14 protein-coding genes are annotated in these 15,586 nt (G+C 50.0%); all 14 read right to left on the bottom strand.

The features are described from left to right. Positions 1-262: 262 nt before the first annotated feature. The 14 genes from BW941_RS01280 to murC all read right to left on the bottom strand — a co-directional run bounded on the left by BW941_RS01280 (position 263) and on the right by murC (position 15,567). The gene (locus BW941_RS01280; protein WP_076513655.1) at positions 263-1,879 is read right to left on the bottom strand and encodes an acetolactate synthase large subunit; all 1,617 of its coding nucleotides are present in this window, start codon (positions 1,877-1,879) and stop codon (positions 263-265) included. A 115-nt stretch (positions 1,880-1,994) separates the two neighbouring features. After that, on the bottom strand, positions 1,995-2,411 hold the full coding sequence (locus BW941_RS01275; protein WP_076513652.1) for a GFA family protein: 417 nt from the start codon (positions 2,409-2,411) through the stop codon (positions 1,995-1,997). 57 nt (positions 2,412-2,468) lie between these two features. Next, complete coding sequence (locus tag BW941_RS01270; RefSeq protein ID WP_245820017.1) at positions 2,469-2,873, bottom strand: GNAT family N-acetyltransferase; 405 nt, start codon at positions 2,871-2,873, stop codon at positions 2,469-2,471. Positions 2,874-2,892: 19 nt separating this feature from the next. Beyond that, on the bottom strand, positions 2,893-3,231 hold the full coding sequence (locus tag BW941_RS01265) for a DUF2834 domain-containing protein (RefSeq protein WP_076513649.1): 339 nt from the start codon (positions 3,229-3,231) through the stop codon (positions 2,893-2,895). Positions 3,232-3,366: 135 nt separating this feature from the next. Next, positions 3,367-3,783: an 8-oxo-dGTP diphosphatase MutT gene (gene mutT / locus BW941_RS01260; protein ID WP_076513647.1), complete on the bottom strand. Its 417-nt coding sequence runs from the start codon at positions 3,781-3,783 to the stop codon at positions 3,367-3,369. Positions 3,784-3,799: 16 nt separating this feature from the next. Continuing rightward, complete coding sequence (gene argJ / locus BW941_RS01255; protein ID WP_076513645.1) at positions 3,800-5,023, bottom strand: bifunctional glutamate N-acetyltransferase/amino-acid acetyltransferase ArgJ; 1,224 nt, start codon at positions 5,021-5,023, stop codon at positions 3,800-3,802. A gap of 17 nt (positions 5,024-5,040) precedes the next feature. Then, a complete protein-coding gene (secA, locus tag BW941_RS01250) occupies positions 5,041-7,779 on the bottom strand; it encodes a preprotein translocase subunit SecA (RefSeq protein ID WP_076513644.1) in 2,739 nt (912 codons plus the stop codon). 116 nt (positions 7,780-7,895) lie between these two features. Beyond that, positions 7,896-8,825, bottom strand: a complete 930-nt coding sequence (locus tag BW941_RS01245; RefSeq protein ID WP_076513641.1) for a peptidoglycan DD-metalloendopeptidase family protein — start codon at positions 8,823-8,825, stop codon at positions 7,896-7,898. 173 nt (positions 8,826-8,998) lie between these two features. Further along, complete coding sequence (gene lpxC, locus BW941_RS01240) at positions 8,999-9,907, bottom strand: UDP-3-O-acyl-N-acetylglucosamine deacetylase (protein WP_068436112.1); 909 nt, start codon at positions 9,905-9,907, stop codon at positions 8,999-9,001. Positions 9,908-9,992: 85 nt separating this feature from the next. Then, positions 9,993-11,156 (bottom strand): cell division protein FtsZ, encoded by a 1,164-nt coding sequence (gene ftsZ / locus BW941_RS01235; protein WP_068439466.1) that lies wholly within the window; start codon positions 11,154-11,156, stop codon positions 9,993-9,995. 62 nt (positions 11,157-11,218) lie between these two features. Further along, the gene (gene ftsA / locus BW941_RS01230) at positions 11,219-12,454 is read right to left on the bottom strand and encodes a cell division protein FtsA (RefSeq protein WP_068439464.1); all 1,236 of its coding nucleotides are present in this window, start codon (positions 12,452-12,454) and stop codon (positions 11,219-11,221) included. After that, a complete protein-coding gene (locus BW941_RS01225) occupies positions 12,454-13,233 on the bottom strand; it encodes a cell division protein FtsQ/DivIB (RefSeq protein ID WP_076513638.1) in 780 nt (259 codons plus the stop codon). The genes ftsA and BW941_RS01225 overlap by 1 nt, the downstream gene beginning before the upstream one ends. Further along, a complete protein-coding gene (locus BW941_RS01220; RefSeq protein WP_076513636.1) occupies positions 13,223-14,149 on the bottom strand; it encodes a D-alanine--D-alanine ligase in 927 nt (308 codons plus the stop codon). Before BW941_RS01220 ends, BW941_RS01225 begins: the two co-directional genes overlap by 11 nt. Continuing rightward, positions 14,146-15,567: a UDP-N-acetylmuramate--L-alanine ligase gene (gene murC / locus BW941_RS01215; RefSeq protein ID WP_217693556.1), complete on the bottom strand. Its 1,422-nt coding sequence runs from the start codon at positions 15,565-15,567 to the stop codon at positions 14,146-14,148. The genes BW941_RS01220 and murC overlap by 4 nt, the downstream gene beginning before the upstream one ends. Between the last annotated feature and the right edge of the window lie 19 nt (positions 15,568-15,586).

Raw genomic sequence — 15,586 nt, 5'->3', positions numbered from 1 at the left:
CTATGACGCGGGAGCGATTGTAACGCAAATGTCATATAAACACTGTAAGGGTCGAAGTGCTTGTAATGAATACCAACTCTTAGGAAACATTCAGAAAAGAAGGAGACGGCATCCTGTAGCCGCCTCTCCTGATAACACCTGATCTAACATCATAAACCAGCTGAGTATTTCATCTGGCTCGAATCAAGACGAGGCCCAGGCTTCCATGCTTTGAGTGAACCTGACAGAACGACAACGCCAAAGGTAAAAAAGAAAAAGAAGATCAGCTTATGATCAGATCATCCGAATTCTTGCTGTAGTCGATCGCCACATCCAGCACGTGTACACCGCCTTTCTTCAGCGCCAGATCCAGGGTCTCTTTGTACTCCATCACCGTAGCTACTCGGTGACCTTTGGCTCCATAACTTTCAGCGTACTTTATAAAATCCGGGTTATTAAATTCGAGTCCGTAATCCTGCAGCCCCTCATTACCCTGTTTCCAGCGAATCATCTGCAAAGACTCGTCATTAAGAATAACCACAACCAAATCAAGGTTCATGCGCACCGCAGTCTCGAGTTCCTGCGAGTTCATCATAAATCCGCCATCGCCAACCACAGTGACGACCTGCTTATCCGGGTAAATTGTTTTCGCACCGATCGCAGATGGTAACCCAGCGCCCATAGTCGCTAGCGCGTTATCAAGCAGCAGAGTGTTTTCCATGTAGGTTTCGTAGTGACGGGCGAACCAGATCTTGTACATGCCATTATCCAGCGTGAGGATGCCGTCGTTATCGATACCCGTGCGGGTCGCATTAACGAGTACCTGAGGCGTGATGGTTTCAGCGGAAGCTACGCTCTTCTCGAACCAATCATCGAGTTTCTGTATTGCTTCTTTATGGAATTGCGTATCCCAGTGACTCAGATCTTTCGTTTTTAAAGCCTGAGTAATCTGCCAGATGGCATTGGCTATATCTCCAATGACTTCACACTGCGGATAGTAAATATCGTTCACTTCCGCCGATTCGAAGTTAATGTGAACCACCGGGCGCTCCCCCGTCATAATAAACGGCGGTTTTTCTACAACATCGTGGCCAATATTAATAACCAGATCAGCTTTCTCGATGGTGCTGTGCACGTAATCATCGCTACTTAATGCTGCCGTGCCGGCGTATTGTGGCAAGGATTCTGAAATAACTCCCTTACCCATCTGCGTCGGTACAAAAGGGATATCGTAGGTCTGAACCAGCTCAGTAAGAATTCGTGAAGTACGTTTTCGATTACTGCCTGCGCCGACAATCAGGATAGGGCGGGTCGCCTTCTCAAGCAAAGACACCACATGCTCAATTGCTTTTTCTTCCGCCACCGGGCGTCGTGGTTTAGAAATTGGAAGGGGGCGGTATTTAATTTTCTCGCTGGCAATGTCTTCTGGCACTTCCAGCATCACAGCACCAGGACGCTCTTCCGTCGCCAGCCTCACGGCCTCTCTGATCGTTGCCGCCGCCATGGAACCTTCAACGAGCTGCTTAGAAAACTTAGTGATCGGCCCCATCAGATCAACCACGTCGATAATCTGAAAAGCGCCCTGTTTACTATGGCGGATGGGCTTCTGACCGGTAAGCAGGATAAACGGCATCGCGCCCAGCTGGGCATAGGCAACACCTGTCACGGCATTGGTTGCGCCCGGGCCAAGTGTCGTGAGGCAAACAGCAGGATTACCGGTCAGGCGCCCAATGGTTGCTGCCGCAAATGCGGCGCCCTGCTCATGTCTGGTTACGATGTATTCAAGGGACGACTCGCGGATCGCCTCAAGAACGGCCAGATTCTCCTCTCCCGGGACACCGAAAACGTATTTAACACCTTCTGCTTCAAGACTCTTGATCAACGCCTGCGCTGTATTCATCTACCCTATCTCCGATGTCACTTGTACTAGTTTTGTATAGGTTAACGAATATAGGAGAGGCTAAGAAGGAAATAGTTTCGTCAGGCTATAGATGAGCACCAGTGCACGAACAACCTTAGGGTTGCTTACCAAACACTTTCACACCCGCGGGGATCTGATACCAGTCTTGTTTTTCACTCACCCAAACATGCATTGTTGGATTGATAATGCTGGTATCAGAAAGATTGCTCGGCTTTAGCTTGAGTCGACCTGGGTCTTTCGGGTCGAAATGATAAATACGGTTTCCACAAGTGGGACAAAACTTCGCACCACTCGTGTTACCACTATCGGCGACGCGACTCCAGCTGCTCATCTCACCAGTAAACTTCACGCTAGCAGTATTGACCATCGCCGTAATACTGAAAGCACTGGTAGACAGCTTCTGACACTCTTTGCAGTGGCAAGCCACGACAAACAGTGGCTCTTCAAGCAACTCGTACTGAACATTGCCACATTGGCAAGATCCCTTAATAGGATATTCAGACTTATTCATAATTTGCTCCCCGGTATGTCGCTACTGATGGTACGCCTGCCATGATATTTGAGAATACTACGGCTCCAACACCCAGCAACGTGGATTACTTTTATAACCCAAATACTCGTAGTAAGTACTCGCTGAAGGAGCGGCAATCAATATAATCTTACAGCCAGGTTGTAACTGCTTTTTAGTCAGCACCTGAAGCTCCTTACCGATTCCTACCGCCTGATAGTCTCTGCTCACCGCAAGATCCGACAAATAGCAGGCATAATAAAAATCCGTCATACTTCGGGCAATACCGACCAACTCATCCCCTGCCCATGCCGTAACCACAAGATTACTATTAGTAATCATGCCTTCGATTCGGGCTCTATCGTGAACAGGGCGGCGCTCCCCGAGCGTAGACGTTTCAAGTACCCTCAGAAACTGCTCTGTGGTAACCGGAGCATTGATTTTATATTCAATAATCATATCCATGGGCGACTCAGGTTAGAACCTATGCATTTTTGCTCGTTTTCTTAAGCTGCTTGCTCCGAAGCAATAGGTAAAGAGCGAAACCCACCGCAACACCGGGAACAATACCAACCAAAAGGCAAACCCATCCATGGCGAATTGAATACGCCTTAGCTTCATAAACAACCCACACGGCAAGGACAAACCAGCACACGAGAACGTCTGTGGAGTACCCACTGGAATACGGATTCACGAAGCCCGCTGCGAATGCACCCCATATATCCGGATTTGCAATCAGTGGGGGCACCACGACAACAGCAAAGAATACCGAAAAGAAGACAGCAGCGGCGATAAGTAATCTTCTGAAGAGCGTTTCAGACACGGTCCTTCTCCGAAACAGTAGTGCGTTAAGAACAGCAATTAAATTCCTGTTTCATACTACACGAGAAAAGTCGCAACTCTATTAAGCTTTCTATACCGTTCTGATCAGGTTAAGCATTCGCTAAAACATGCGTTTTCAGGAAAGCTCACTAAGTTTTGCTGTTACAGCATCAAGAATCGGTCCATTGGCCTCAGGAAATTGGAAATCTGCGAGCTTAGAGTAATGCACCCAGCGGACTTCCTGCCCTTCTGCACCATGGGCAAGCAGTGCATTATTCATAGGCACGTCGACCCATAGCACTTCAAGGAGAACGGATTTATCCGGGTAATTGAAGGGAATTTCCATCAGGGGCGACATATGCTCAGTCGTTACCGGTAACGCGACCTCTTCATCGAGCTCACGCACCAGCGCTTCTGCCGTGGTTTCGCCGGCTTCGACTTTGCCTCCGGGGAATTCCCAGAGGCCGCCCTGATGTTTATCGTCGGGGCGGCGGGCTATGAGGATATCCTCATTCACCACGGCCACCGCGACTGCTACATGTACTTGTTTCATTGCGATAGGTAATTAATTACGAACGGTAGTCCGCATTAATAGAAACATAGTCGTGTGACAGGTCACAGGTCCAGAGACGCTCATTGACGTCGCCGCGCCCGAGTTGAATTCTTATGGTGAATTCAGACTGTGCCAGAACGGCTGCACCTTTTTCTTCGGTGTAGCTGTCGCAACGTCCACCGTCTTCAACGATCTGAACATCATCCAGGTAAATCTGTACTTTATCGAGATCGAAGTTCTGAACACCAGAGCGCCCGACTGCGGCCAGGATGCGTCCCCAGTTTGCGTCAGAGGCATATAACGCGGTTTTTACCAGAGGAGAATGCGCGACAGTGTAAGCGACATCTAAGGCCTCTCTCTGGCTCGCAGCGTTCTCTACGTCGATAGTGACGAACTTGGTCGCGCCCTCGCCATCACGCACAATAGCTTGCGCCAATACGCGGAAGACTTCTTCCAGTGCAGTAAATACGGCTTCACCCGCCTTACTGCCTTCCTCGCTGTCATCTACCACAACACCAGACTGGCCGGTTGCCATCAGCATACAGGAGTCATTAGTGGAGGTATCACCGTCGATAGTAATACGGTTAAAAGACTTATCTGCCAATTTACGTGCCCAGCCTTGCATTACCGCAGCCGGAATTTTTGCGTCCGTTGCAATAAAACCAAGCATGGTCGCCATGTTCGGCATGATCATACCCGCGCCTTTTGACAGGCCAGTAATGGTCACGGTTTTGCCGTCGATTTCAATCTGCTTGCTGTAGCCTTTAGGCAGTGTGTCTGTGGTCATAATGCCACGACCCGCACGTGCCCAATTGGCTTCGGTGAGATTCTCCAGCGCTGCTGGAATACCGCGTTCGAACGCTTCCATATTCAATGGCTCACCGATCACACCAGTCGAAAATGGCAGAACCTGTTCAGGTGAAACGCCTGTGGCTTTCGCCAGCATCTCGCAAGATAGCTCAGCGTTCTTAAAGCCCTTAGGGCCAGTGCCAGCGTTCGCGTTACCGGTATTAATCAACAGGTAACGCGGGCTCGCCTTTTCAAGATTGCGTCGGCAGATATGCACAGGAGCCGCACAGAATGCATTGGTCGTGAATACTCCCGCAACTTCCGTACCTTCTGCCAGTTCGAAAATCACCATGTCGTCGCGGTCTTTCTTACGAACTCCCGCTTGAGCAACGCCCAGACGAACACCTTTTACAACTGCAAAGTCTTCAAAAACAGTGAAATTAACGGCCATTTTCGATCAATCTATCCTCAGGCAATTTTGCCGTGGCAATGTTTGTATTTTTTACCCGAGCCACAAGGGCACGGGTCGTTGCGACCAACCTTGTCGCCTTCGCGAACAAAAGGTTTAGCCTGGTCTTCACCTTCTGCAGCTGGCGCATCATCGTTGCCCAATGCAGAGTCAGCATCTTCGTGCTGGAACTGAGCGCGTGCGAGCTGGGCTTCAGCTTCGAGACGGCGACGTTCTTCTTCTTCTTTGATCTCTTCTTCGCGGCGGATGCGAATATGGCTCAGAACACGAATAGTGTCGTGCTTAATGTTCCGCAGCAGCTCTTCGAATAAACCAAAGGCTTCACGCTTGTATTCCTGTTTCGGATTTTTCTGCCCGTAACTGCGCAGGTGAATCCCCTGACGCAGATGATCCATGGTTGCCAGGTGCTCTTTCCAGAGGTTATCAAGCACCTGAAGCATCATCTGGCGCTCAACCTGACGCATGGTTTCGGCTCCGATAACGGCTTCTTTTTCCTGATACGCTTTATTGATCTCGTCGAGAATACGCTCACGAAGATTTTCTTCGTATAACTTGGTGTCTTCGTCCAGCCACTTCTGAACCGGCAGCTCGATAGCAAACTGAGCCATCAGGTGACGCTCAAGACCTTCGATATCCCACTGCTCTGACAAGCTCTGAGGTGGTATATAGTCGCTGATGGCTTCGTTAACAACATCTTCACGGATATTGCTGATGACATCAGAAATATCGCCCATTTCCATCAGGTCGTTACGCTGACCATAGACAACACGGCGCTGATCATTAGCAACGTCATCGTATTCAAGCAGCTGTTTACGAATATCGAAGTTGCGTCCTTCAACTTTGCGCTGCGCTTTTTCTACCGCATTGGTCACCATACGGTGCTCGATAGACTCACCGTCTTTCATGCCCAGCGCCTGCATCATGTTACGCATGCGGTCAGACATAAAGATGCGCATCAGGCTATCTTCAAGAGACAGGAAGAAACGCGTTGAACCTTTATCACCCTGACGACCAGCACGACCACGCAGCTGGTTATCAATACGACGGGATTCATGACGCTCAGTACCAATGATGTGCAGACCACCGGCTTCAAGCACTGCGTCATGGCGTTCCTGCCATTCCGCTTTAATACGCTCAACCGTTGCAGGGTCAGGGTTATCGAGCGCATCAACCTCAGATTCCCAGTTACCACCAAGCATAATGTCGGTACCACGACCGGCCATGTTGGTTGCGATGGTTACCGCCCCCGGACGACCGGCATCAGCGATGATCTGAGCCTCACGCTCATTTTCTTTCGCGTTAAGAACGTTGTGCTCAACCTTAGCTTTCTTGAGTACACCAGAGATGTATTCTGACGACTCAATCGAAGCGGTACCGACCAGAACAGGTCTGCCCTGAGCAGTAATCTCGCGAATCTCTTCAACCACGGCGTCATGCTTCTCACGCTGAGAAGCATAAATCACATCGTTGTAATCGATACGCTGAACAGGACGGTTGGTTGGAATAACAACAACATCCAGTCCGTAAATCTGATTGAATTCGAAAGCTTCGGTGTCCGCTGTCCCCGTCATACCAGAAAGCTTGTCATACAGACGGAAGAAATTCTGGAACGTCGTTGAAGCCAGCGTCTGGCTTTCTGCCTGAATCTTAAGGCCTTCTTTTGCCTCTACGGCCTGGTGCAGACCTTCACTCCAGCGACGGCCTGGCATGGTACGCCCGGTGTGCTCATCAACGATGACCACTTGCCCGTTCTGAACGATGTAGTCGACGTTTTTCTGGAACACGGCGTGCGCTTTCAGGGCCGAATGCACGTGGTGCAGCAGACTCAGGTTACCCGCAGAATAAAGACTGTCACCTTCCTGCAGAACACCGGCATTCGTCAGCATTTCTTCTACGAATTCATGACCTTCTTCAGTCAGTTCAATAGAACGGCTTTTCTCATCTACAAAGAAATGACCGTCAACTGGCTGGCTGTCGTCTTCGGACGCTTCACCCTGACGTAACTGAGGAATCAGCTCGTTGATCTGGCGATACAGTTCTGAATGGTCATCAGCCGGACCAGAGATAATCAGTGGCGTACGCGCTTCATCGATCAGGATCGAGTCGACCTCATCCACAATGGCAAAGGCGAGGTCACGCTGAACTTTCTGCTCTTTGGAGAACGCCATATTGTCGCGCAGGTAATCGAAACCGAACTCGTTGTTGGTACCGTAAACAACGTCACACTCGTATTGTGGTTTCTTGTCCTGTGGCGCCATGCCCGGAACGACCGTGCCTACGGTCATACCAAGGAATTCAAACAGTGGGCGGTTCCAGTCTCCATCACGGCGGGCCAGATAGTCGTTCACTGTCACAACGTGAACACTCTTACCCGTCAGCGCGTTCAGATAAGAAGGCAGAGTCGCTACCAGGGTCTTACCCTCACCGGTACGCATCTCGGCGATACGGCCTTCATGCAGCGAGATACCACCGATCAACTGGACGTCGAAATGGCGCATCCCCATTACGCGGCGACTGGCTTCGCGACAAACAGCGAATGCTTCGGGCAGGAGATCGTCCAGCGACTTACCTTTCTGGATAGCCTCGCGGAATTCGCCTGTTTTTGCACCCAGTTGCTCATCGCTGAGTGCTTTCATGTCTTCTTCGAGCGCGTTGATGCGGGCGACGATCTTGCCCATACGTTTGAGTTCACGGCTGTTCTTACTGCCGAAAACTTTGCGGAAAATGTTACCAATCATGAGGTTGTGTCTGTCCGTAAAATATTCTGGTACGACGATGCCCGGGCATAGCGTAAAGCAAAGTGCTAAAGGCTACTGAGTTGCCGGGGTGTTGACAAGATGGGAGAGGGTTTTATTCAGCGAGGACGTCGATGAATGTAGGCAGCAGGGTCGACGCTGCGTCCGTTTTTGAAGACTTCGAAGTGTACATGCGGGCCAGTTGAGCGGCCAGTACTGCCCATCAGTGCAATCACATCGCTCTTGCGAACGATATCACCGACACTGACTTTGATCTCTTTACAATGCGCGTAACGGGTTTTGTAGCCGTTACCGTGGTTCACTTCGACCAGATTGCCGTAGCCGTAACGTGGACCTGAATATGTGACAACACCCGCCGCCACTGCGACGATGTCAGAGCCGTCTTTACCGGCAAAGTCGACACCTGCATGCCACGCGGAACGACCTGTAAAAGGGTCCGCACGGTAGCCATAACGCGATGACATCCAGCCTTTAGTGATCGGTCGCCCTGCGACGAAGGTATCTTCGCTCAGTTTCTGAGCTGCGAAGAGATCATCAAGGATATCGAGCTGCTGCTCGCGGCTGGTAATACGATCCGCGAGTTGCTGAATCGCGTTAGAGATTTCAGGAACCTGATAATTGCTCTCTGGTGCAGCAATAGGACCACCCACCGATGGGGCAACACCAAAATCAAATTCGTCGCTTGGCAGGCCAGCAGAATCAACAAGGCGCTCACCTACCGCATCAAGACGCATAACACGGCTCTGAATTTCAGCCAGCCGCACAGTAAGCGCAGCCATTTCCTGCTCTGCAGAATGCCTTAAAGCCTGCAGCTCTTGACGCTGCTCTACGAGATCGCGCTCCCAGGCTTTAGCTGCATCCGGAGCTAGAGCCATATCACCACTCAGGCGCTCAGCAAGCCAATAGCCCGCAGCACCCATTGCCATAGGCAAGGCAAACAAAAGACCCAGCAACAGGTGTTTCACCGTACTGGTCAGTTTGATATTTCTCGATTCACCGTGGCGACGGCCAACAATAATAATGTTCATGGATACAATGACTACTGAATCTGTACCTTACTCTGGCTTTTGCCACCTTCTGGATTTGCAAATCTTAAAGCTGCAAATACAAGTAAGGCCATATCATAAACCATCCTGTTAGCGATGATTACATGAGTATGGCCTCGATAAACAATGAAACAAGCCAGATTTGTGTACTTACGTTAACCAGCAGCAGGTCTCATGTAAGTGATTGGCGAGGTTTCTGTATCTGTGAACTCAACAAATTCCCAGGCATCTTCCTGCTGAAGCAGCTCACGCAGCAGTCGGTTGTTAAGGCCGTGGCCTGACTTATGGCCAACGAACTCACCAATCAGGCTGTGACCGAGAAGATAAAGGTCACCAACCGCGTCCAGGATCTTGTGCTTAACGAACTCGTCGTCGTAGCGCAGACCATCTTCATTGAGTACACGATAATCGTCTACAACGATCGCATTTTTAACGCTACCTCCCAGAGCCAGGTTCTTAGAACGCATGTACTCCAGGTCTTTGGTAAAGCCAAATGTGCGAGCGCGGCTGACTTCTTTGACGTAAGAAGTCGATGAGAAATCAAGACTGGCAGTCTGAACACTCTGGCGGAAAACAGGGTGATCAAAATCAATCTCGAAACTCACTTTGAAACCTTCATAAGGCACAAATGAAGCGATTTTATCGCCTTCACGCACCTCAACTTTGCGCTTGATACGAATGAACTTCTTCGGTGCTTCCTGCTCAGCAATACCCGCAGATTGCAGCAGGAACACGAACGGGCCAGAACTACCATCCATAATAGGTACTTCCTGCGCGCTCAGTTCAACAATCGCATTATCAATACCCAAGCCAGCCATTGCTGAAAGCAAGTGCTCAACTGTATCGACTTTCGCGTTGTCTTTGACCAGCGTTGTAGACAACGTGGTTTCACCCACCTGCAAGGCAGTCGCTGGAATGTCGATGATCGGATCAAGATCAACGCGGCGGAAGATAATGCCACTATCCACCGGGGCAGGCTTCAGCGTCAGGTAAACTTTCTCACCTGAGTGCAGCCCCACGCCGGTCGCGCGGATGGTGTTATTAAGAGTGCGTTGTCTTATCATCGGACATTCCTGACATTATTGAACATTTATCGTACAATTGCCGTGCATTATACCAGCAGATTACTAACACGCCAGTGTGTGTTTGTTAATCAGCCTGGCGACGCAAGAATGCTGGGATGTCGAGGTAGTCCATATCCGGGTTCTCGCCTGAGTCCAGCTTCCGAGCTGCGTTGCCCGCCTGACGGCTAACCGTCGGACGATCAAGCTCACGATAGTCTGAAGAGGTTTCAGGTGCACGGCTCTGAGCCGTGTTATCGACAACCTTTGTCGGCTTTGGTTCCTCAACTACCTGAGATTCCCCCAAACCAGTCGCAACTACAGTCACACGCAGCTCGTCTGTCAGGTCAGGATCGATCACTGTACCGACAACAACAGTCGCGTTTTCAGAGGCAAACTCTTCAACCGTCTCACCCACTTCACTGAACTCACCCAGTGACAGGTCAAAGCCAGCAGTTACGTTTACCAGAATACCTTTGGCGCCACGAAGATCGACATCTTCGAGGAGTGGGCTGCCGATGGCCTTTTCAGCGGCTTCGCGTGCACGGTTCTCACCAGTCGCACTACCGGTGCCCATCATCGCTTGTCCCATTTCAGACATAACAGTGCGTACGTCTGCAAAGTCGACGTTGATCATACCTGGACGGGTAATCAGATCGGCGATGCCCTGAACCGCGCCCTGAAGGACATCGTTCGCCGCTTTAAAGGCATCAAGAAGAGAAGTACCTTTGCCCAGAACGGAAAGGAGTTTCTCATTTGGAATAGTAATCAGGGAGTCTACATGCTCAGAAAGCTGTTCGAGGCCCTGACCAGCGATTGCCATGCGCTTTTTCCCTTCAAACGGGAATGGCTTGGTTACCACCGCTACGGTAAGAATACCGAGTTCTTTTGCAACTTCTGCAACTACTGGAGCACCACCGGTTCCGGTGCCGCCTCCCATACCTGCAGTAATGAATACCATGTCTGCTCCACGCAGAGCTTCTGCGATACGCTCACGGTCTTCCATTGCCGCTTCACGGCCAACGTTCGGATTCGCACCCGCGCCCAGACCTTTGGTCAGGCCGTTACCCAATTGAATTACTGAACGAGAATCAACATTACGCAGCGCCTGAGCATCTGTGTTAGCGCAAATAAAATCGACACCATCAATCTGGCTTTCGACCATATGCTGAACAGCGTTACCGCCGCCACCACCAACACCGATTACTTTTATTACTGCATTCTGCTGCACATCATCTGCAAGCTCGAACATATCACCTTCTCTTGTATGAGACATAGCATTATCTCCTATTTTCCGCGCGAGTATATTTAATATTAAAAATTATCTTTAATCCATTCTTTTATGCGGCCAAATGGATTTTTTTTATCTTCCTGAACCACTTTATTTCGGGATTTTTTATACTCCTGTCCGGCGGCATATAAAAGCAACCCAACCGAGGTGGAATAAATCGGATTATCTATCTCTCCTGACAGGCCGGAAACACCCACAGGACGAGCAAGACGAACTGGCATATGAAAGATTTCTTCGGCCAGTTCTACGACACCTTCCATTTTCGAAGTACCACCTGTAAGGACAATCCCAGCGGCAATAAGATCCTCAAAACCACTGCGTCTTAATTCCGCCTGAATCAGGGTAAAGAGTTCGTCGTAACGAGGCTCAACAACTTCAGCTAAAGCCTGACGGGAAAGATCCCGTGGCGGTCTGTCTCCCACACTGGGCACTTTCACAGTTTCGTCCGCTTTGGCTAATTGTGTAAGCGCACACGCATACTTCATTTTAATTTTTTCGGCATGCTGAGTAGGCGTACGCAATGCCATGGCAATGTCATTCGTTACCTGATCACCGGCGATTGGAATAACAGCAGTGTGACGTATTGCACCTTCAGTAAAAATTGCGATATCCGTTGTGCCACCACCGATGTCGACCATGCAGACACCAAGCTCACGCTCATCGTCAGTCAGTACCGAATAACTCGATGCCAACTGCTCCAGAATGATGTCGTCTGTTTCGAGGTTGCAGCGCTGTACGCAGCGCTCAATATTCTGAATAGCGTTGACTGACCCTGTCACGAGGTGCACCTTGGCCTCAAGGCGGACACCTGCCATACCAACAGGTTCTTTAATTCCTTCCTGGCTGTCGACGACATATTCCTGAGGCAGAACGTGAAGTATCGACTGGTCCTGTGGTATCGCTACAGCTTGCGCGGCATCAATAACACGCTCGATATCCATCGGTGTTACTTCCCGGTCTTTTACCGCAACAATCCCGTTAGAGTTCATTGAGTGAATGTGACTTCCAGCGATGCCTACATAGACAGAATGGATAGTACAACCAGCCATCAGTTCGGCTTCTTCAATCGCACGCTGAATCGAATGAACCGTAGATTCGATGTTCACTACGACGCCTTTTTTCAGACCGCGACTTGGGCAGCTACCAAGGCCAACAACTTCAATATTGCCGTCGACGTCTACCTCACCCACGATCGCGACGACTTTCGAAGTTCCTATGTCCAGCCCGACCAGCATTCGCTTCTGCTGCGTTGTGCTCATCAACCTTTCTCCTGCTCAGTACGCCACTGAATCGCAGCGCCTTTTCCGTATCTCAAATCAACTGCACTGACTTCATCAGCAGGCAGCCCTGTTAGTAATTTCTTCAGCCTCAAGGCTCGTTTCTCAAGGTGAGCGCTGCCAATAAAAACATCCCACTCATTGCTAAGATGAAGACTCATCGATCCTGTATCAGAGATATCAAGACGTTGAATTTTTATATCACTGCCACCCATTACCTGCTGTACCAAACGGAAGCTTTTAATAGATTCGTCGAGATATTCGTTATTTCCATCTATCGCCGCCAGTTTATCGACGTTAAAATGCTCAGGGATCGACATTAAATCGCCATTAACTCCAATTATTTGACTCCCATTCCAAACCGCCATGGGAATATCCTCAGATACATCAATTTCAATGCGATCCGGCCAGCGTTTTCTGACCTGTACATTGTGTATCAAAGGCATATTTAAAATACTGTCATATACCGAATTAAGATCCGCAGAATAAAAGCCATCTCCAAGCACCCAACTGACCTGATTTTTAATATCATCAGGTGACCAGACAACCAGATTCCCCTTTACTTCGATCCTTTCAATCAGCCACTGATCCATCATCTGGCGTCCACCAAAGAACAAACCAAGTAGAACAACGGGTAGCACCGCCCAGCCAAGCGTATTCACCGACATCCAGGCCGGCAACCTGAGCTGAATTTTCCGCTTAGGCTGTTTTTCGACCTTTTTCGTAGCGCCGCGTCGTGCTGCTGCCTTCTTAGTGGCCATGACGCTCCACCGCTTCCGCCAGCAGGCGAGTTACCAACTCAGAAAAGTCCATACCTGATGCCTTTGCTGCCATGGGAACCAGGCTGTGATCTGTCATACCCGGGCTTGTATTGGCCTCAAGTAACCAGAAAGCACCATCAGCATCCTGCATTACGTCAATACGTCCCCACCCGGCTGCGCCAAGCACATCAAACGCTTTGAGTGCGAGGGACTGAAGCGCTTTCTCTTCGCTTTCACTCAAGCCACATGGCAATAAGTATTCAGTATCGTTCGACTGATATTTAGCGTCGTAGTCGTAGAACTCGTGGGAAGTACGCAACTGAATCACGGGCAATGCTTCACCATCGACAATAGCCACTGTGAATTCGCGCCCTTCAACCCAGCGCTCCGCGAGCACCAAGCCATCATATTCACTGGCAAATTCATAACTTGATTTCAGATCTTCTGCATTGTGCACGCGCCGCATGCCAATACTTGAACCTTCGCGGGCGGGCTTAACAATAGCGTTAGCATCAAGAGCTTCATTGATCGCTACCCAGTCTGAGCTCGCATCTAATAAATAGGCATTTGGCGTCGGTAACTGAGCCGCCATCCAGATCATTTTTGTGCGCCACTTATCCATTGCGAGAGCAGACGCCATGACGCCACTGCCTGTGTATGGTTTATCAAGCCACTCAAGCACACCCTGAATAGTTCCGTCTTCTCCGCCACGGCCATGCAAAGCGATAAAGGCAACATCAAAATCCAGTTCAGTCAGCTGACTGATGGCATGCCCTTGAATATCGACACGAACAACGTTGCCCCCCACACTCTCAAGCGCATCAGCAACGGCATTTCCGCTACGTAATGAAACCTTCCGCTCCGCAGAGGTGCCGCCCATTAATACGGCAATTTTTCCCAGAGATTCGATGCTCACGCGTCAACCTCCTTTAACCAGTCACTCAGGTTTTCAGCGATATTTACCGCGATACCGCCAATGTCGCCGGCGCCCTGGGTTAACAAGAGGTCGCCAGGGCGAAGTATTGTCTGCAGAGGTGTTTTGAGCGATTCATCGCGCTCAATAAATACCGGATCAACAGGACCGCGCTGACGGATAGTGCCGCACATTGAGCGGCCATCAGCGCCTGCGATCGGTTTTTCGCCGGCCGGATACACTTCCATCAACAGAAGCGCATCGGCATCACTGAGAACGCGAACGAAATCTTCATAGAGATCACGGGTACGTGAATAACGATGTGGCTGGAAGACCATAACCAGACGGCGATCCGGGAACCCTTTGCGAATAGCATCAAGAGTGACCTCAAGTTCACGCGGATGATGACCGTAATCATCTACCAGCATGACATCGCCATCTCCCAGCGGCACAGTACCGTTTATCTGGAAGCGGCGACCAACGCCTTCGAATTTTTCCAGCGCACGTACAATTGACTGCTCATCAACACCTTCATCTTCGGCAACAGCAATCGCTGCAAGCGCATTCAGAACATTGTGTTTTCCCGGCATCCGCATACGAACTGAAAGAGGTTCTTCTTTACCCGAGCGATGAACATTAAAACTGGTGAATATACCGTCCTGCTTGAGATCTGTAGCACGATAGTCTGCATCATCGGAGAAACCATAGGTTGTTACCTGACGGCTCAGGCCTGGCAGAATACTTCTGACATTGTCGTCATCAATGCAAACAACAGCGAGACCATAGAAAGGTAAGTTGTGCAGAAACTCAACAAAGGTATTTTTTAGTTTCTCAAAGTCACCGCCGTACGTGCTCATGTGGTCGGCATCAATATTAGTGACTATAGAAACCATAGGTTGCAGATGAAGGAAGCTCGCATCACTTTCGTCTGCTTCGGCAACCAGATAACGGCTTAATCCAAGACGTGCATTCGCACCAGCGCTATTCAACTTGCCACCAATAACGAACGTAGGATCAAGTTTTGCTTCAGCGAGTACAGAGGTCACAAGGCTGGTTGTTGTGGTCTTACCGTGTGTTCCGGCAACTGCAATTCCATGACGGAAACGCATCAGCTCAGCCAGCATTTCTGCACGACGAACAATCGGTACCCGGCGCGCAAGTGCAGCGCTTACTTCGGGGTTTGACTCGTCAATCGCGGTAGATACTACGAGTACATCTGCTTCGCTGATATTCTCTTCTTTGTGACCAATAAAAACTTCTGCACCAAGAGTCTGGAGACGCTGAGTTACGACAGAGTCTTTCAGGTCAGACCCTGTAATCCGGTAACCCTGGTTCAGCAGCACTTCAGCAATACCGCACATACCAGCACCGCCAATGCCCACAAAATGGATTACTCGAATCCGGCGCATTTCTGGAATCATATTCACTAAATCTGAGGGG

Source organism: Thalassolituus maritimus (assembly GCF_900156675.1).
Lineage (GTDB): Bacteria > Pseudomonadota > Gammaproteobacteria > Pseudomonadales > Oceanobacteraceae > Thalassolituus > Thalassolituus maritimus.
The sequence above is the reverse complement of the archived record's forward strand: the minus strand, read 5'-3'. Positions and strand labels throughout refer to the sequence as shown.

Coding starts and splice junctions, on each gene's coding strand:
- BW941_RS01280 (WP_076513655.1), bottom strand. CDS start 1,879: ATGAATACAGCGCAGGCGTTGATCAAGAGTCTTGAAGCAGAAGGTGTT.
- BW941_RS01275 (WP_076513652.1), bottom strand. CDS start 2,411: ATGAATAAGTCTGAATATCCTATTAAGGGATCTTGCCAATGTGGCAAT.
- BW941_RS01270 (WP_245820017.1), bottom strand. CDS start 2,873: ATGGATATGATTATTGAATATAAAATCAATGCTCCGGTTACCACAGAG.
- mutT (WP_076513647.1), bottom strand. CDS start 3,783: ATGAAACAAGTACATGTAGCAGTCGCGGTGGCCGTGGTGAATGAGGAT.
- argJ (WP_076513645.1), bottom strand. CDS start 5,023: ATGGCCGTTAATTTCACTGTTTTTGAAGACTTTGCAGTTGTAAAAGGT.
- secA (WP_076513644.1), bottom strand. CDS start 7,779: ATGATTGGTAACATTTTCCGCAAAGTTTTCGGCAGTAAGAACAGCCGT.
- BW941_RS01245 (WP_076513641.1), bottom strand. CDS start 8,825: ATGAACATTATTATTGTTGGCCGTCGCCACGGTGAATCGAGAAATATC.
- lpxC (WP_068436112.1), bottom strand. CDS start 9,907: ATGATAAGACAACGCACTCTTAATAACACCATCCGCGCGACCGGCGTG.
- ftsZ (WP_068439466.1), bottom strand. CDS start 11,156: ATGTTCGAGCTTGCAGATGATGTGCAGCAGAATGCAGTAATAAAAGTA.
- ftsA (WP_068439464.1), bottom strand. CDS start 12,454: ATGAGCACAACGCAGCAGAAGCGAATGCTGGTCGGGCTGGACATAGGA.
- BW941_RS01225 (WP_076513638.1), bottom strand. CDS start 13,233: ATGGCCACTAAGAAGGCAGCAGCACGACGCGGCGCTACGAAAAAGGTC.
- murC (WP_217693556.1), bottom strand. CDS start 15,567: ATGATTCCAGAAATGCGCCGGATTCGAGTAATCCATTTTGTGGGCATT.